At 36.0% G+C, this 18,375-nt stretch carries 11 protein-coding genes; 10 read left to right on the top strand and 1 reads right to left on the bottom strand.

The window, feature by feature from the left end; all coding sequences use genetic code 11:
* Both M2326_RS12885 and M2326_RS12880 read left to right on the top strand, forming a co-directional pair.
* The gene (locus M2326_RS12885) at positions 1–1,404 is read left to right on the top strand and encodes a sulfatase-like hydrolase/transferase (RefSeq protein ID WP_264619967.1); all 1,404 of its coding nucleotides are present in this window, start codon (positions 1–3) and stop codon (positions 1,402–1,404) included.
* A gap of 41 nt (positions 1,405–1,445) precedes the next feature.
* On the top strand, positions 1,446–2,363 hold the full coding sequence (locus M2326_RS12880; RefSeq protein WP_264619966.1) for a 3-keto-disaccharide hydrolase: 918 nt from the start codon (positions 1,446–1,448) through the stop codon (positions 2,361–2,363).
* 61 nt (positions 2,364–2,424) lie between these two features.
* Here M2326_RS12880 and M2326_RS12875 read toward each other — a convergent pair whose 3' ends face one another.
* The gene (locus M2326_RS12875) at positions 2,425–3,591 is read right to left on the bottom strand and encodes a hypothetical protein (protein WP_264619965.1); all 1,167 of its coding nucleotides are present in this window, start codon (positions 3,589–3,591) and stop codon (positions 2,425–2,427) included.
* A 179-nt stretch (positions 3,592–3,770) separates the two neighbouring features.
* On the opposite strand from M2326_RS12875, the gene M2326_RS12870 reads away from it, so the two are divergent.
* From M2326_RS12870 to M2326_RS12835, 8 genes are all read left to right on the top strand, one after another.
* On the top strand, positions 3,771–5,180 hold the full coding sequence (locus M2326_RS12870) for a family 43 glycosylhydrolase (RefSeq protein ID WP_264619964.1): 1,410 nt from the start codon (positions 3,771–3,773) through the stop codon (positions 5,178–5,180).
* 72 nt (positions 5,181–5,252) lie between these two features.
* Positions 5,253–6,677 carry a sialate O-acetylesterase gene (locus M2326_RS12865; protein WP_264619963.1) on the top strand — a complete coding sequence of 475 codons (1,425 nt, stop codon included), beginning with the start codon at positions 5,253–5,255 and terminating at the stop codon, positions 6,675–6,677.
* A gap of 45 nt (positions 6,678–6,722) precedes the next feature.
* Positions 6,723–8,582: a sulfatase-like hydrolase/transferase gene (locus M2326_RS12860; protein WP_264619962.1), complete on the top strand. Its 1,860-nt coding sequence runs from the start codon at positions 6,723–6,725 to the stop codon at positions 8,580–8,582.
* 12 nt (positions 8,583–8,594) lie between these two features.
* The gene (locus M2326_RS12855) at positions 8,595–10,052 is read left to right on the top strand and encodes a sulfatase family protein (RefSeq protein ID WP_264619961.1); all 1,458 of its coding nucleotides are present in this window, start codon (positions 8,595–8,597) and stop codon (positions 10,050–10,052) included.
* A gap of 15 nt (positions 10,053–10,067) precedes the next feature.
* Positions 10,068–11,615, top strand: coding sequence for a sialate O-acetylesterase (locus tag M2326_RS12850; protein ID WP_264619960.1), 1,548 nt, complete (start codon positions 10,068–10,070; stop codon positions 11,613–11,615).
* 197 nt (positions 11,616–11,812) lie between these two features.
* Entirely contained in the window at positions 11,813–13,456 is a 1,644-nt protein-coding gene (locus M2326_RS12845) for a sulfatase-like hydrolase/transferase (protein ID WP_264619959.1), read from the top strand.
* Between the two features lie 222 nt (positions 13,457–13,678).
* Positions 13,679–15,886 carry a glycoside hydrolase family 3 C-terminal domain-containing protein gene (locus tag M2326_RS12840; RefSeq protein WP_264619958.1) on the top strand — a complete coding sequence of 736 codons (2,208 nt, stop codon included), beginning with the start codon at positions 13,679–13,681 and terminating at the stop codon, positions 15,884–15,886.
* Positions 15,887–15,919: 33 nt separating this feature from the next.
* Positions 15,920–18,274: a glycoside hydrolase family 3 N-terminal domain-containing protein gene (locus M2326_RS12835; RefSeq protein WP_264619957.1), complete on the top strand. Its 2,355-nt coding sequence runs from the start codon at positions 15,920–15,922 to the stop codon at positions 18,272–18,274.
* Positions 18,275–18,375 lie beyond the last annotated feature (101 nt).

Here is an 18,375-nt window from a genome sequence, read left to right as displayed (position 1 = left end):
ATGTCAAAATCACATTTTCTAGTTGCCTCTTTATTTGCATGCAGTGCTGTTTTTACAGTCAATATGTATGCGCAGAAACAAAGCAATCAAAAGCCAAATATCATTGTTGTTTTAACAGATGATCAAGGTTGGGCTGATGTTGGTTTTAATGGAGCCACAGATATTCCAACACCCAATTTAGATCGAATAGCCAAAGAAGGAGTGATTTTTTCTAACGGTTATGTGTCGCATCCGTATTGTAGTCCTTCCCGTGCGGGATTAATTACAGGGCGTTACCAAGCCCGTTTTGGTCACGACTGTAACATTGCAGAAGATGGTTTGAATAACCCAACGGTAGGAACGCCTTTGTCAGAGAAAATGATTCCAGAGGCTTTAAAGGAGCAAGGATATAGAACAAGTGCGATCGGAAAATGGCATTTGGGAGATCATCCCTCTCTTTATCCAAACAACCAAGGGTTTGATTATTGGTTTGGTTTTCCTGGTGGAGCAATGAACTATTGGGGAGAAGCCAAAAATGAGATTCAAACGATTTATCGCAATGGTGTAAAAGTTCCTGAAAATGAATTGACCTATTTGACCGATGACTTTACAAATGAAACAATCAAATTCATCAATCAAAAAGACAAAAAACCATTCTTTATTTATTTAGCTTACAATGCACCTCACGCACCAGATCATGCGACAAAACAATATTTAGAAAACACCAAACATATTGAATTTGGTGGGCGTAGCGTGTATGCTGCAATGGTAAACGGAGTTGATAATGGCGTACGTAGAATTGATTCGACCTTGATTGCCAATAAAATGAAAGACAATACTATTATCGTTTTTTTAAGTGATAATGGTGGTAGAACCGAGTTGGCAGACAATCGCCCAAATCGTGGTCACAAAGGAATGTTGTTTGAGGGCGGAATCAAAGTTCCCTTTTTCATCACTTGGCCAAACGGTTTGAAAGCCAACCAAAAATATGAAAATGTAATATCATCTTTGGATTTGTTTCCAACGTTCTTAGATGCCGCTGGAGTTGATTTCAAGAAAGAAAAACAATTGGACGGAACAAGTTTATTGCCTTACATCACAGGGAAAAATAGCGGAAAACCAAATGATTTACTTTTCTGGCGCTCGGTTGGTGGTTTCGAATATGCTGTTCGAAAAGGAGATTACAAATTGTACAAAAGCGCATATAAAAACAAAACCTTATTATTTGATCTCAAAAAAGATGCGCTAGAGCGTTACGATATCGCAGACAAAAATCCCGCTATAATTGCAAAATTGGAAAAAGAATACACAGCATGGGACGCCAAGAACATGGCACCAGGTTGGGTAGATCCACATGCAGAACACGTAATCAAGGAAGAGAAAGAGCTTCAAGCAACACGCCAAAAATCACTTAGAAAAAAATAATTTAGAAAAATAGATCTTGGATTTCTTTAAATACTTTTTTTATGAAAATGAATTATACTAGACTATTTTTAGTACTAATTACAGTGCTTATCTTAAGTTGTAAATCAAAGAAATTAATTGTCAATGATACAGCAACTGTTGAGGAGTGGGTAGAATTATTTAACAAAAAAGATTTAACCGGATGGGATATTAAATTTACCGGTCAAGAGCTTAATGAAAACTATAAAAACACCTTTGTTGTTGAAGATTCGATACTAAGAATTAAGTATAATGAGTATGATAATTTTAGTAATAATTATGGTCATTTATATTACGACAAACCTTTTTCATACTACAAATTAATCTTTGATTATAGATTTACAGGAGAACAAACAAAGGGAGGAGCAATTTCAAATATTAGAAATAGTGGTGTCATGTTACATTCTCAATCAGCCAAAAGTAATGAGTTTGACCAACAATTTCCTGTTTCTATAGAACTTCAACTTTTAGGAGGCCTAGAAGAAAATGTGGCAAGGCCAACAGCAAATGTATGTACACCAGGGACTGTTATTGTTATGGGAGATACTATTAACTATAAGCACTGTATCTCATCAAGTTCCAAAACGTATTATGGAGACCAATGGGTGCATGCAGAAGCCATTGTGTTAGGAGGAGAGTCTATTACTTTTATAGTTGAAAATGACACTGTTTTAAAGTTTAAAAAGCCTCAAATAGGGAGTTTAGATAAAAACAAGTATTATGGAGGTGAAAATTGGAAAAAATGGGGGATTAATAAACAAATATGGGGTTCTAAAAGTGGCAACATTTTGAGTGAAGGCTATATTTCTTTACAGGCAGAAAGCCACCCAGTTGATTTTAAAAATTTAAAAGTTTTAGATTTATGCGGTTGTAAAGATCCTAAAGCAAAAAATTATAAGGCATATTATATAAAAAACAAACCAGAATCTTGTATATACTAAAATAGGTTCCTTGGTTTTGTCCCTTCCTGAAATAGCGATATTTTTGAAGAGTGACAGTAGATTATGGCATGATTTCAATATGTACCAGTTTAGTGTCTATTTCATTTCTTTTTAAACCATTAACTTCAAATAAAGCATTGAAATAACTGTTAGGTTCCGGAAGTTTTTCTAAGAATTTGTTCAAAGAATCAGTATTTGTAAAAAGCTTTAAAGCTCCTATTACTCCAATATCATGGTTGGAAACTACAAATAAAGTATGCTTGCCATTTTTCAATCTTTGGTAGGATACCATTACATATTCTTTAAAATCAACATCTAGTAGTTTAGATTTGTATTCTTTTACCTCTTTTGCATCTTGATAAGTAAATCCATTTAATTGTGGGGTAAAGCGATTGCTATTCTTTAAAAATAGTGACTTACTTGTGGTCATCGTTTTATATTGACCAATATAAATTACATTGTTGATGGCATAGTCTTCATATTGGACTTCAGTTTCTAATTTTAAGTTAAAAGTACTATTGAATTTGTTGAACCATAGATCTAAATAATGAATTCCAAAAGGAGCCATTTTACTCATCATAGTAAATCTCGCCTCTTTAAGATTTTTTTTAGGATGCACTTTTTTATATAGTTCAAATTGCTCTATTGTATTAACATCATGATACAACGCAAAATGACGATCTTCCTTGGATATGTTTGCCACAACAAACTTATCTGCAATGACACACAAAGTTGAATTGTTTTCAGTAAAAGAATTCCATATGTTGGTAGGTTTATTCCATTTTATAATTAAAAAAGTAAATAATCCAAGAATAAAAATCCCCCCAAAGAGTACAATAGATTTTAATGATAAACGAATGTTGTAATATTTTTTAGATAATTTTATTTGTGGTGGAACCTCTTTTTTATTGAAAGCTAAATTGTATTGTCCCTTTTCGATATGAAAAACAATAGCTTCATCTTTACCCGAATTAGCATTGTACTCCACTAATTTTTTTCTGAGATTAAAAATGTATACTCTGACCTTACTATCGTTTTGATCCGTTTCGTACTTCTCTTTTAAGACATCGATACCAATTGTTTGTTCCTTAACATCATTTCCGCTCAAAGCTTGGTCAATTAGGTACCGTAAAATTTTAGTTAATAAGCTAGAACGTTTAAATAACTCATCATTCTTGATTTTTTCAAAGGCATTTTCAATTTCGTGTTTTTCAAAATAGGAATTCATTATTTGAGTTATTGCTTGGTTTACAGTGGTTTGTTAGTAATTGTAACGCAATTGTAACGGTTACTTTTACGGTAAATATACTAAATAGTTTGTCTAGTTAAGATTTGGAACTAATTTTATATTTGAATTCTTATGATTTAAATTTACTTAAATTTGAGAATTAAACAAACCAAATAACTATGACTTATTTAGAAATTACAGTATCAAAAAAAAATATTAAGATTGCTATTAAAGATAGTATCGCAATTTTACTTTTTTCACTTGTGCTTTTGTCGTGTGCTCAAAATAAGAAAAATATTTTAGACGAGTCAAAACCCATCAAAGTAGATGTCATTGCACCGGAGCACGGAATGGCAGATCCTCATGCGTGGGTACAAAATGATTCTGTGTATGTGATTTGTGGTCACGATGAATCTTGGGAAGGGAAAGGTTCTTTTCGAATGGATCGCTGGGAAGTTTGGTCTACTGGTGATTTGGTCAACTGGAAAAAGCAACGTGAAATTTTACCTTCGCAAACCTATATTGGCAATCAACCCAATTGTTGGGCAGGTGATGTTACCGAAAGGGACGGGAAATACTACTGGTTTTTTTCGAATAGAAATACAGATACCGGAGTCATGGTTGCCAATAGCATTACTGGGGAATACAAGGATTTATTAGGAAAGCCATTGTTGCCAAAAGGGATTGTACCTGTGCACCCTTATGATCCCGAAATTTATATTGAAGATGATGTGTATACCATTTGTTTTGGTGTGAATACCTATTATATGGCGACTTTGTCCAAAGACATGAAATCTTTGACAACCGAACCAAAAAAGATTATTGTACAAGATTCTAAAGGACAAATAGTAAGTACAGACGACAAATCTACTTTATTCAAACGAAATGGATGGTATTATTTGGTGTATGGAAGCAGATATGCCATGTCTCGTAATTTATATGGTCCTTACGATTTTAAAGGTGCTTTCTTAGAAGGTGGACATACCAGTTTTTTTGATTGGAAAGGACAAAAATATGTGCTGCAAGAAAATCATGATATCAGTGCTTTTTACCGTGGCGCTAGTTTAAAACCAGTAAACTTTAATGCAGACGAAACCATCATTGTTCCAAAAGACGATAGAATGTATCCTTCACCAGGAAGACCATTTGAGTTTAAAAATAGTACGATGGGTTGGTCAGCTGTTAATGGAACCACCACTTCTTTCAAAGACGGTAAGTTAATTGGAACTCTTTCTTCCAAAAATGCAATGGTTCAAAGTGCACCTTGGCTTTATACCAGTTCTAAAAATTGTTCGAAAATAACAATCAATATTAAAAACAATAGTACTGCTACAACGCTTAAACTAGCTGTATTTTCTCGTGATGAGAAAGAAAATAATTTTTGGGCAAATGGAACAGGACAAGTTGATTGGAAAAAGCAACAATGGGTAGAGATTCCGATATCGAAAAACGATTCCAAATTTAAAAGTTACACCATTAATTTGTCACAATTTCAAAAGGTAAAAAATCGCTTGATGCAAATTGCATTGCAACCAACTGTAAATGCTTCTTATGGAAATTGGGAGATTGAGGATGTTATGATTGATTAGATCTATGCAAAAGAATTTTTCATGCTTCAGTTAATGAATGCAATAATAGGTAAACGTAAAAATAAATAACAGATGAAATCTAGTAGCAAACAAAATTACTTTTTATATTTTGTATTATTCTTGTGCAGCCATGCCATGGTTGTAAATGCGCAAGTCAAACTGCCCAACCTTTTTGGGAGCCATATGGTGTTGCAAAGGGAACAGCAAAATCTTGTTTGGGGTACCGCTTCGAATGGTGAAAAAATCACTCTTACGATTGCTGGTCAAAAGCACGAAACGACCGCAGACAAAAAAGGAGATTGGAAAATAAAACTGAATCCAATGCAAGCGGGTGGCCCTCATACTATGATTATCGAAGGGAAAACCAAAATAGTTTTTGACGATATTTTAATTGGTGAAGTCTGGATTTGCACCGGACAATCCAATATGGCCATGACACTTGATGGTGGTCCAGGACAACATTTGGAAGGGAGCAATGACGCTATTTTGAATAGTACCAATCCAAACTTGCGCTTTTTTACGGTTGGCAATTCCGTTAGTGATACGCCAATTGATAATTGTAAAGGAAATTGGGAACTTTCACAACCAAAGACGGCAGCAGAGTTTAGTGCCGTTGGTTATTATTTTGGGCAACGATTACAGCAGTTTTTGAATATTCCCATTGGTTTAATTTCCAGTAATGTTGGCGGTACACCCGGACAAGCATGGACACCCAAAGAAATTATAGCATCCGATTTTCCGGAATTCAAGAAAGATTGGACCGAAAAACAAACCACACAATCAGCTAGTGCTTTGTACAACGGTATGATTCATCCTTTGATTCCATTTACGATCAAAGGGGCAATTTGGTACCAAGGAGAAGGAAATAAATCAGCCCCAGAACAGTATTCGAGATTGTTTCCAGCGATGATAAAAAGTTGGAGAGACAACTGGAAACAGGGAGATTTTCCGTTTTATTTTGTACAATTAGCACCTTATGGAAATCAAGGCGAAAACTGGGTAAAATTACAACAAGCGCAACTCAAAACGATGTTGACTATTCCAAATACGGGTATGACGGTGATTAATGATGTTGGAGATGCATCTCGTATTCATCCGCCACGAAAAAAAGAAGTAGGACAACGTCTAGCCTTATGGGCACTGGCAAAAACCTATGGTGTAGAAGGAATTTTACACTCAGGACCTATTTACAAATCCATGACTATTGAAGGGAACAAAGCCCAAATTTCATTTGACAATGCGCCGTCTGGAATTACTAGCTTAGGAAAATCGCTAAAATATTTCGAAATAGCGGGCAGTGATCACATTTTTCAACCTGCCCAAGCCAAAATCACCAAAGCCGGTAAAATTCTAGAAGTGTGGAGCGACAAAATTAGTCAGCCCGTCTCTGTTCGCTACGCTTGGGAAAGTTATGTCGAAGGATGTTTGTTTAATACAGCATCTCTTCCGGCTTCTGCTTTTTGTACTGATGATTGGGATGTGATTTTCAAACAATAAAAACAATAAGAACAATAAGACAAATAAAATTAAATAAATATTAAAATGAATAATAAAGCAATTTTAGTATTGTTACTTTTAGTAACAGGAATTAAGTTCGGTTTTGCACAACAGCAACAACCAAATGTACTTTGGGTCTTAACGGATGATCAGCGTTTAGATGCTATTTCAACATTTAATAAAATGTTGACAGGGAAGAAGGAAAGTAAATTAGGCTATGTAGAATCTCCAAATGTAGATCGTTTGGCTGAAATGGGAACTACCTTTATCAACACCTATTGTCAAGCGCAAGGTTGTGCTCCTTCACGTGCATCTATGCATTCGGGAAGGTATCCTTTTCGTTCTGGTGTTTATCAGTTTGAGTATTTCAATAATAACACAGATAATTCATATCCTTTGTTACCAGAACAAATGGCTAAATTAGGATATCAAACCATGCACGTAGGGAAATTGGGTGTTCGAATTAGAACGCTTAAAAACGATAAGTCAATGAATTATTCCATCTATCAAACGGATATTGATTCAAAAATAATTGAAAATGAAGGTTTACCAGAATGGGGGAAACAATCTGTTGTAACAGAAATAAATGGTAAAAAATTGGTGAAGCCAATGAAAAATATCACTTTTCTTAAAGATAAGGATGGAACATTTTATTATGTATCAGAAAAGTTAGAGAAAGATAATCCACAATTTGCTGGAATGGCAAAAGAAGCATACGAAAAGTATAATCTTTTTTATGAATATAACACGAAGAAAAAAGAGAAACAAACTGTATTTGGTCCAGGAATAATAGGAGGGGTTAGTCCACAGCCCGAAGGTAAAACCCGTGATGGTTATTATACTTCAAGTTTTATAGATTTTTTAAAAAATGAGAATAAAAAATTTAATGTTGGGAGCGCTAGTTTTAATGGAGTTAATAATTCACAACCATTATTTGCTCACATTGGATATGATTTTCCTCATACACCAGTTTTGCCTCCTGATAGCTATCGTAAGCGTTTTCAAAAACACAATTACTCTATTCCTAAATTGACAGATGAAGAATATAAGAAAATGGCAAAAGCTTTCCAAAAGCGAGTGAATGGCAGTTATTCTGATGGTTTTACAGAAGTAGAAAAGCAAAAAATGGTGCAAGATTATTATGCTTTTTGTGCTTATGGAGATAATTTGATTGGTCAATCTGTTGATGCTTTTATTGAGTATAGTAAGAAAAATAAGCAACCTTGGATGATTGTTTATGTTTGTGGGGATCACGGTTGGAAATTAAATGAACATGGATCGATAGCTAAAAATACACCTTGGGAAATAGACAGTCACAACCCAATTATTGTTGTCTCTTCCGATAAGAAAAAATTCCCTGCGGGTAAGGTAGTTACTGATTATACTGAATTTGTAGATATTGCTCCCACTATTTTGAATGCTGCAGGTGCCAATATTCAGAAAAGCGAGTTCAAGTATTTAGATGGATTGGACTTAGAAAAAATAGCGTCTGGTAAAATTCCAGCTCGTGATTATGTAATAGGTGAGAGTCACCATAGTATTGGTCCAAGAGCATATATTAGGACAAAGGAGTATATGTTTTCTGTAGCAACTCGTCCAAATTCGAAAAGAGGAGAAAATATGGATTGGGCTATGAAAGCGACATACAAAGAATTGGATCCAGCGTTGTATTACACGGCAAAAGATCCAGATGAAATTAACAACCTTGCTTTTGATCCAAATTATCAAAAGGTTGCTGAAAAATTAAAAAAGAAATTACTTGATATTGTAATTGGTGACGGGAGAGCTGAGGTAAATTGGGGAGGAGATAATTTTGGGAAAAATACTAACGCAATTGGAACTGAAGTATATAGAAGCAACTTTGCTCCTGGTGCACACGATTATAAACTAAATCTCAAAAACTAAAAAGGTATAATTATGAAATTTTCAAAAATATTATTAAGCATTGTCCTTTTTCCTTTGCTTTCAAATGCACAAAATCAAAAACCCAATCTGATAATTATTCATACCGATGAACACAATTTCAGAACCCTAGGTTGCTACCGTGATATTTTGGCAGAAGACCAAGCTTTTGTTTGGGGAAAAGGAATTAAAGTAGACACACCCAATATTGATCGATTGGCCAATGAAGGCTCTATTTGTAATAATTTCTACGCTTCCTCACCAGTTTGCACTCCGTCAAGAGCCTCTTTGGTTTCGGGTAAATATCCTATTGCAACGGGTTCTTATCGAAATGATATCCCGATGAAAGAAGAGGTGATTACCTTTGCAGAAGTGTTGAGAAAGCAAGGATATGCAACCTCTTATTTGGGAAAATGGCATTTGAATGGCGATGGAAAACCTGAATTTTCGCCTAAACGACAGTTTGGTTTTGATGACAATCGGTATATGTTCAACCGTGGACACTGGAAAGCGTTGGATATGAAAGAAGGAAATCCAGATGTTTACGGTAAGTACAATGCCAAAACCGAACAGCAATTTGTAGACCTAAAAACAATAACGGCAGAAAATTATACCACCGATTTCTTGGCTACCAAAACATTAGAAATTCTAGAAAGAGACAAAAACAAGCCTTTTTGTTTGATGGTTTCTATTCCTGATCCGCACACGCCAAATACGGTTCGCCCTCCTTATGACACGATGTATAAAGATTTAAAGTTCGAAAAACCTAAAACCATGCTGACTCCGTTGGAACAAATGCCAAGTTGGGCTGGCCTTTCTGAGGAACGAGCAGTTAGCGGATTGGTGCAAGGCGAAATGCAACGTTACTTTGGAATGGTAAAATGTATTGACGACAACGTAGGTCGCATTCTTGATTTTTTAGATAAAAATAATTTAACCAAAAATACCATTGTTGTATTTACTTCCGATCACGGTGATTTGATGGGAGAACATCATAAACACAACAAAGGAAACCCCTATGAAGCTTCGGCTAAAATTCCTTTTGTTTTGCGCTATCCAAATAAAGTGAAAGCTGGAAAAGTGATTCGAAAAGCCTTGACAACTGTCGATTTTACACCTACAATTTTGGGATTGATGGGAGCGCCACAAATCAAAAACACCGACGGAATCGATGCTTCAGCTGATTTCACCTCGGCTAAGAAAGAAGTGATTGATGATCGAATTACTTATTTTACAAGTGCCAATCAAAGCTGGATGACTGCCGTAACCCAACGTTATAAATTGGTAGTTTCAGACAAAGACAAACCTTGGCTGATAGATTTAGAAAAAAATCCAAACGAAGACATCAATTTCTATACGGATCCTGCATACAAAAAAACGGCTGAGAAATTGCAAACAGAATTGCTGAAACAAGCCAAGCAATACAATGACCCCGCATTTTCTATTCACAAAAAGAATTTTATTCTTCAATAATTATTTTTTAGTACTATGAAACTATCATTAAACTCCATTTCCGTTCTTTTACTTTTACTTTCATTTTGTACGGTAAAGGCCGAAGTGAAACTACCTTCTATATTTAGTAATCACATGGTTTTGCAACGCAATCAGCAAAATCCTATTTGGGGTAAGGCAGGTGTAGGCGAAAAAGTAACTGTTGTAATCAATGGGCAAAAACATAAAACCACCACAGACGAAAATGGAAACTGGAAAGTGAAATTAGCACCTATGCAAGCAGGTGGACCCTATGTTTTAACAGTGCAAGGCAAAAATAAAATCACTTTCAAAGACGTTTTAATTGGTGAAGTATGGGTTTGTGCGGGACAATCTAATATGCAGTGGAGTGTTGTTAATTCTAATCATTCAGAGGTAGAATTAGCGGCTGCCAATTATCCTAATATTCGATTATTCAGTGTTCCATTGGTAGCAACGCCAGAACTTCAAACAACTATCGCAGATACCACTTGGTACGCATGTACGCCAAAAAGTATTCCCGAATTTTCTGCTCCAGGCTATTTTTTTGGAATCAAATTATACCAAGCATTAGGAATTCCGATTGGATTAATAAATGCTTCATGGGGATCCTCGTCTTTAGAAACCTGGGTTCCTCGTGATGCGATGGAGAAAACCAATGATTACTCCGAATTACTAGAAGACTGGGATTTGGCTGTAAAAGAATTTACCGACGAAAAATTGGTTGAAGTGACCAAAAAGTACGAAGCTTGGGAAGCGGCAGGAAAACTGGGTAAAAAAATGCCTCCGCCAAGAGATATCCGTATCGGACAAAATAGACCCGCCAATGCTTTTAATGGCGTAATCAATCCTATTTTAGGATACGGAATAAAAGGTACTATTTGGTGTCAAGGCGAAAGCAATGTTGGTCGTTCTTTTCAAACGAGAACCTTATTTCCGTTATTAATTAATAGTTGGAGAGAAAGATGGGGGCAAGGTGATTTTCCGTTTTATTGGATACAACTAGCCGATTTTGGAGAGGCAAAAGAACAACCTTCTGAGAGTAATTGGGCAGAACACCGCGAAGCACAAACACAATCGCTTTCTATTCCAAAAACGGGAGAAGTTGTTACTTTCGATTTAGGAGAAGAAAGAGATATTCATTATAGAGACAAGCAAACGGTTGGAAACAGATTGGTTCGTCATGCATTAGCAAATGAATATGGTTATAAAATGGAAGCGAGTAGCCCAAGATATCTTTCTATGGAAAAAAAGCAAGGTTCCATCATCATCACTTTCGACCATATTGACAAAGGATTGTACGCATTTGATAACGAAGTTGTAAAAGGATTTTCCATTGCAGGTGACGACCAAAAATTTGAATGGGCTACGGCAAAAATTATTAGCAAAAATCAAATAGAAGTAACTGCAGGCAATATCAAAAATCCCGTGGCTGTTCGTTACGGTTGGGCAAATAACCCAGAGATTAATCTGTATGATTTTAACGGATTACCAGTGACTGGTTTCCGTACAGATGACTGGAAGGTCTCTACACAAAATGCCAAAAAAGCTTCGAGACGCTACTAGTACTGCATATGATTACAAAACAAATACAATTATAACTGAATTTTAATTTCACTAGTAAAATAGTGATTTTAGAGAAAGGATTAACCATTTGTATTATGCTTTAAGCCTAGGTTATCGTTCTATAAAATAGAAACCAACTAATTTTATACTCTGATTATAAAGCCAATTATTTTGTTTCAAGTAATAAATTTTAGAGAATGAATAAAAATATTTTAACCGTATTATTTATTGGTACAGTACTATTTTCTCAACAAGGGAATAGCCAGAAGTTGGATTCTAATAAAAAGAAACCCAATATTATTGTCGTTTTTGCAGACGATATTAGTGCAAGAGAATTGCCAATATATAATTCGTCAAAATGGAGTGTTGCGCCTCAAGGAGGCGATACTTCTGACCCTAAGTTTAGAGCGGTAACTCCTGTAATGGATAGACTTGCTACTGAAGGTTTGTATATGAAAACGGCATGGGGAGCAACCATTTGCTCACCAAGTAGGGCTTCGATGATGACGGGAAGATATGCCCATCTTCATAAATGGTGGCATTTGAAAGATAGAGGAAAGTTTAAAAATGAAGAAGGTAAAAACGTTACCTATCCTCTATATGAAAGTTCTCCATACACGATCGGGAAAATTGCCAAAGCAGGTGGCTATGCAACCTATTGGGCAGGAAAAACACAAATCGATGGAGTAGAAAAGTTTGGATTTGACGAAGGCTGTTTTACTCCCGGAGTAAATGACAAGGGAAATCCTTATTCTGATTTCAAAATTGTATCCCAAAAAATAAATGGCAAGCCCGTACTTATAAATGAAGATACAGGAGGTCAAGTAGACTATTACGCACAAGGAGGCTGGTACTGGAAACCTAATGTTGAGTTAATGAATTATCCCAATTCAAAGAAGAAGTTTGAGTATTGGCCAAACACGCCAGAATCCAAAGCTTCTTATGGTTTAAACACCTATGGTCCTGATGTGGAGCTGAATTTTATTCTTGATTTTATGGAACGCAAGAAAAAAGAGGATAAGCCCTTTTTTATCTATCATACAAGCCATTTGGGGCATGACGGTTGGGATTTCTTAAACAGTGATATCAATCCTGAAACCAGACAAAAGTGGCCAGGAACTCCTATTGTAGAATGGAAAAACGGAAAATATGTTCGTACCAATCCAAATGTTACGGGAGACAAAGGAAATTATGACACTCACGGAACAGTTACTGAAGGTGGAATACACAATCACGTGAAATATTTGGATTATCAGTTATGGCAGTATGTTCAAAAATTGAAGCAATTAGGAATTGAAGACAATACTATTTTGATTTTTTGTGCCGATAATGGAACAAGTGGTTACGGAAAAGGAAGCACGGTTTCACAACGTGGCCCACACATACCTATGTTGATATATGCACCTTGTTTGAAAATGACCAAAAAAGGAGCGCAAGATGCCTTGGTAGATGTAACGGATATTTTACCAACTATTGCAGAGATTACGGGAGTGAAATTACCTGATAATTATGAACTAAATGGAGAGAGTTTAATTCCGTTTTTGACAACTTCCAAACCAGAACACCGCAAATGGATTTATACTTTTCATAATGAGAAACAGTTGATCAGAAGTAAAGATGTTTTGATTGATGGTCAAGGGACGATTTATGATGTAGCAAAATATCCAGCCGATTTAATCAGTTTTCCTAAAATAAAAGAGGGAAGTGAAACTTCAAAAACCTATCAAACGGAGTATAAAGAATTAAAAGATATTTTACCACGATTTGATATGTACAAGACAGAACATGATGCACCAGTAAATGGTATTGGAAAAGTTGATCCGTTGAAAGTGAAAAAATAGTAGTAAATCATTCCTCTTTTGAGAGAAAACATTCAAATTGATAGCTTAAAAGTAGACTACCTATGAGACATAAATTATAGGTAGTTTTATTTTTTCGAAAAATTCAATATTTGAAACTAGTTTTATATATGAATTCGTTAAATTTGAATTCTTGTAAAATTTAATTAGAAATAAAGATTGGTAGATTCAAACCTACGATAGAGATTATAATAAATACAACAAATGATAAAAAGTAATTTATACAAAAAAATAAGCATTGCCTCAGTGGTTTTAATGACGATGAGTACGAATGCACAGCAAGTGGATTTTTCTTTTCAAAACAATAATTTACCAATTGAGAAAAGAGCCGAAATTTTGGTATCCCAAATGACAACGGAAGAAAAAATTAATCAGTTGAAAAATGGTGCTGCAGCGATTCCACGTTTGAAAGTGCCCGATTATGATTGGTGGAACGAAGCACTTCACGGAATTGGTAGAAACGGTAAAGCAACTATTTTTCCGCAAGCTATTGCTTTGGGTGCGACTTTCGATCCTGTTTTAGCAGAAAGAGTAGCTTCGGCAATTTCTACAGAAGCACGTGCAAAATACAGTATTTCTCAAAAAAACGGGAACCACAGTAAATATTCTGGACTAACTTTTTGGACACCCAATATCAATATTTTTAGAGATCCACGTTGGGGACGTGGTCAAGAGACCTATGGTGAAGACCCATATTTGACGTCTCGAATTGGAGTTGCTTTTGTAAAGGGATTGCAAGGAAATGATCCTAAATATTTGAAAACTGCCGCTTGTGCCAAACATTTTGCGGTACATTCTGGTCCAGAAGTCATTAGACACGTATTTAATGCAGAACCTTCAAAACAAGATTTATACGAAACCTATTTGCCAGCTTTTGAATCTTTGGTAAAAGAAGCAAAGGTCGAAGGTGTAATGGCGGCATACAACGCCGTATACGGAAAACCAGCTTGCGCAAGTGATTTTTTATTGAAAGAAACTTTGAGAGACAAATGGAAATTTGATGGTTACGTAACCTCAGATTGTGGTGCTGTTGGCGGTGTTTCGGGTAAATTAAAATATGTAGCAACGGCGGCAGAAGCGGCAGCAGTTTCTTTGAAAGCAGGAACCAATTTGGAATGTGGAACGACTTACGATCAATTGAAAAAAGCGATTCAAGAAGGTTTTATCACAGAAAAAATTATTCATGAAAGAACGGTGCAACTTTTCAAAACTCGTTTTAGATTAGGAATGTTTGACGAGTCTGGGACAGATAATCCGTATTTGAATTATGGTTTGGATAAAATTCATAGTCCTGAACACATTGCTTTGGCGAGAGAAGTAGCGCAAAAATCGATTGTATTATTGAAAAATAAAAACAATATTTTACCCTTGTCAAAAGAGATTAAAATCCCTTATGTAACAGGTCCTTTCGCTAATTCGAATGATATGTTGATGGGAAGCTATTACGGAGTGACTTCGGGAATGGTGACAATTTTAGAAGGGATTGCAGATGCAGTTTCTCCAAGTTCATCTTTGAATTATAGAAGTGGTGTTTTGCCTTTTCATAAAAATATTAACCCAAAAAACTGGGCTCCTTTTGAAGCAGGTGAATCAGATGTGACGATTTGCGTGGTGGGTTTAACAGCCGATAGAGAAGGAGAAGAAGTTGACGCGATTGCTGCCGAAAATGTAGGTGATAAAAATGATTTGAAGCTGCCACAAAGTCAAATTGATTATGTAAAAGAAATTGCAACGAAGATCAAAGGAAAGCCATTAGTTTTGGTAGTTGCCAGCGGAAGTCCAGTTTCATTGGAAGGAATTGAGGAATTATGTGATGCTGTGGTACAAATTTGGTACCCAGGTGAACAAGGCGGTAATGCTGTTGCAGACGTACTTTTTGGCGACATTTCACCTTCAGGACATTTGCCATTGACGTTCCCTAAAAACATCAAACAATTGCCAGCATACGAAGATTATTCGATGAAAGGCCGTACCTACAAGTACATGACAGAAGAGCCAATGTATCCATTTGGATTTGGATTGACCTATTCGAAAACAACTTTCGATAAATTAAATATAAGCAGTACAACTTTAAAAGAAAAACAAACTTTGACGTTACAAGTTGCCGTTTCAAACACAGGAGCTTATGACATTGATGAAGTAGTACAATTGTACATTAATCCAATGGAAGTTTCAGGTGGAATTCCGATTAAAAGTTTAAAAGCTTTTGAGCGTATCTCTTTGAAAAAAGGAGAAACAAAAACGGTGAACTTTACTATTGAACCAGACAAATTGAAAGTAATCAACGAAGCTGGAAATAGTGTTTGGAGAAAAGGTAAATACCAAGTGGTTGTTGGGAACGCTTCACCAGGAGCATTGAGCACTCGTTTGGGAGCTGCAGTACCACAAGAAGCGGTTTTAGTTTTGAAATAAACAGTTTGAATTTAAAATTATTAAATAAAAAGTATGTCTTTTAGAAAAATCCTTGTCCTGTCCGTTTTATATGTTTGCGGGAATCTACAAGCCCAAGTGAAACCTTATTCAACTCCCGAAATCGAAAAGCAAGTGGATGCTTTGATGGTCGATATGACTATGGAAGAGAAACTGGCTCAAATCATGGGAACTCGTTTGGAGGAAATCTTAGAAGACGGAAAAGTTTCTTTGGAGAAATGCCGAAAACACATTCCGAACGGAATAGGGCAGTTTTGTCAATTTGCGGCTGGACAGGCATTAGAACCAGAAAAAATGAGAGATCTAGTGCGACAAGTACAGCATTATTTAATGACAGAAACACGTTTGAAAATTCCAGCAATTTTTCATGAAGAAGCTATTACGGGTTTTGCGACCCAAGGCGCTACGACTTTCCCACAGCAAATTGGTGTTGGTTGTACTTGGAATCCCGAATTGGTCGAAAAAAACACCCATTCTACAGCAGTAAATATGAGAGCGGTGGGCGCTACTTTGGCACTTTCGCCGATGTTGGATTTAAGTCGAACTGCACATTGGAACCGCCACCAAGAGAGTTATGGCGAAGATTCGTATTTGACTTCTCGTTTGGGCGTTGCTTTTGTACAAGGATTGCAAGGGAACGATTTTAAAACAGGAGTTGCCGCAACCGTGAAGCATTTTGTTGGCTACGGAACCAATAATGACGATCCAAAAGAGTTATACGAAGAATATTTGATGCCGCATGAAGCGTGTATGAAAATTGCAGGTGCCAAAAGCGTAATGCCGTCTTATGGAGAATACAAAGGCGTTCCCGTAGCAGCTAGTCCACAAATGTTGGATCAAATTCTACGCAAAGAAGTTGGATTTGACGGCTTGGTAGTGAGTGATTATGGAGCGATTAATTTGCTGTTCAAAAAATACAAAGTAGCTACCGATTCGTTAACAGCAGGAGCAATGTCCTTGAATGCAGGGATGGATGTAGAATTGTCTTCGCCATCAACATTTCCTAAATTGGGAGAAGCACTCAAACAAGGATTAACAACAGAAGCAAAAATAAATACCGCTGTCAAACGTGCTTTGATTATGAAAGCCAAACTGGGTTTATTGGACAAAAATCCAATTATTGGTAAAGACGGAGATTTGGATTTAGACACAGCAGAAAACAGAAAATTAGCGTATCAAACGGCTAGTGAATCGATCGTTTTATTAGAAAACAAAGGGGTTTTACCTTTGAAGAAATCGGTAAAAAAAATTGCATTAGTCGGACCAAATGCGGCAACGGTTTATGGTTTGTTGGGTGATTATACCTATCAAGGAATGCAAGCCTTTTGGAAACAATCAGCTTTTGATTCGAATAATCCAAAGTTGGTGACTATCAAAGAAGGTTTGGAAAGTAAGATTGGAAAAAAAGTACAAATTGCTTACGAACGTGGTTGCGATTGGAATGATGATCTCGAAATCAAAATCGACAAAAGTGGAGCAGGAGACAGCCGACTAGACAAATTAAAATTATTGACCGTTAAAGATTTGGAAAAACCAAACTTACAAAGGGCATTAGAAATTTCGAAAGATAGCGATGTTATCATTGCAGTAATGGGAGAAAATTTATACTTAAACGGCGAAGGACGAAATAGAAAAGGAATTCGTTTACCAGGGGAGCAAGAAGCATTTGTACAAAAATTACTAGCTACAGGTAAGCCAGTTGTGTTGATCATGTTGAGTGGACGTCAAGAAGTAATCAGTAATTTTTCGGATCAATGCGCTGCAGTCATTCAAGGATGGTTTCCGGGGGAAGAAGCTGGAAACGCAATTGCAGACATTCTGTTGGGAACCGTAAATCCATCGGGGAAATTATGTGTTACTTACCCTAAAACAGAGAAAAATGTAGAGATCGATTATAAAAATGGGTATCCCGAAAAAGAGTTGGTGCATTATCCTTTTGGTTACGGATTATCGTATACAAAATATGAGTACAGTGATTTGAAAATGAAATCAAATGTTAGCAATTCCAATGAAACTTTTTCAGTTTCGTTTACACTAAAAAACACAGGAAAAGTGGACGGAACCGAAATTACGCAACTGTATGTTTCTCCAAAAAATGCAGCTTCGACTTTAAAACCGATTCAGTTAAAAGGATTTGAAAGAGTGTCTTTGAAAGCAGGAGAATCAAAGAAAGTGACTTTCAATGTTTCGCCAGAGCAAATGGCACAATACAAAAACAGTCAATGGATTGTAGAGAGTGAAGCCTACGAAATTAAAGTAGGAGCGTCAAGCACCGACATTCGTTTAAAAGGCGAAATGCAACTTTCAGGTAAAAATAAACTGCTACCAAAAGGGAGACAGGTATTTTTTGCCTCAGTAACCAAAAATTAATTAAATATTTTTTGAGGTAAGCAGTTAGTTACATATGATCTCCTTTTGACAAATATTATCTGCTTTTACCATTCTTTTGATTAAATTATTGAATATTGTGT

Origin of the sequence: Flavobacterium psychraerolatum (assembly GCF_025960985.1) — a bacterium.
Taxonomy (GTDB): Bacteria; Bacteroidota; Bacteroidia; order Flavobacteriales; family Flavobacteriaceae; genus Flavobacterium.
The sequence above is the reverse complement of the archived record's forward strand: the minus strand, read 5'-3'. Positions and strand labels throughout refer to the sequence as shown.

Excerpts from the sequence above, each read along its gene's own strand:
- M2326_RS12835 (WP_264619957.1), top strand. The coding sequence starts at position 15,920 with ATGTCTTTTAGAAAAATCCTTGTCCTGTCCGTTTTATATGTTTGCGGG.
- M2326_RS12865 (WP_264619963.1), top strand. The coding sequence starts at position 5,253 with ATGAAATCTAGTAGCAAACAAAATTACTTTTTATATTTTGTATTATTC.
- M2326_RS12870 (WP_264619964.1), top strand. The coding sequence starts at position 3,771 with ATGACTTATTTAGAAATTACAGTATCAAAAAAAAATATTAAGATTGCT.
- M2326_RS12875 (WP_264619965.1), bottom strand. The coding sequence starts at position 3,591 with ATGAATTCCTATTTTGAAAAACACGAAATTGAAAATGCCTTTGAAAAA.
- M2326_RS12880 (WP_264619966.1), top strand. The coding sequence starts at position 1,446 with ATGAAAATGAATTATACTAGACTATTTTTAGTACTAATTACAGTGCTT.
- M2326_RS12845 (WP_264619959.1), top strand. The coding sequence starts at position 11,813 with ATGAATAAAAATATTTTAACCGTATTATTTATTGGTACAGTACTATTT.
- M2326_RS12855 (WP_264619961.1), top strand. The coding sequence starts at position 8,595 with ATGAAATTTTCAAAAATATTATTAAGCATTGTCCTTTTTCCTTTGCTT.
- M2326_RS12860 (WP_264619962.1), top strand. The coding sequence starts at position 6,723 with ATGAATAATAAAGCAATTTTAGTATTGTTACTTTTAGTAACAGGAATT.
- M2326_RS12885 (WP_264619967.1), top strand. The coding sequence starts at position 1 with ATGTCAAAATCACATTTTCTAGTTGCCTCTTTATTTGCATGCAGTGCT.
- M2326_RS12850 (WP_264619960.1), top strand. The coding sequence starts at position 10,068 with ATGAAACTATCATTAAACTCCATTTCCGTTCTTTTACTTTTACTTTCA.
- M2326_RS12840 (WP_264619958.1), top strand. The coding sequence starts at position 13,679 with ATGATAAAAAGTAATTTATACAAAAAAATAAGCATTGCCTCAGTGGTT.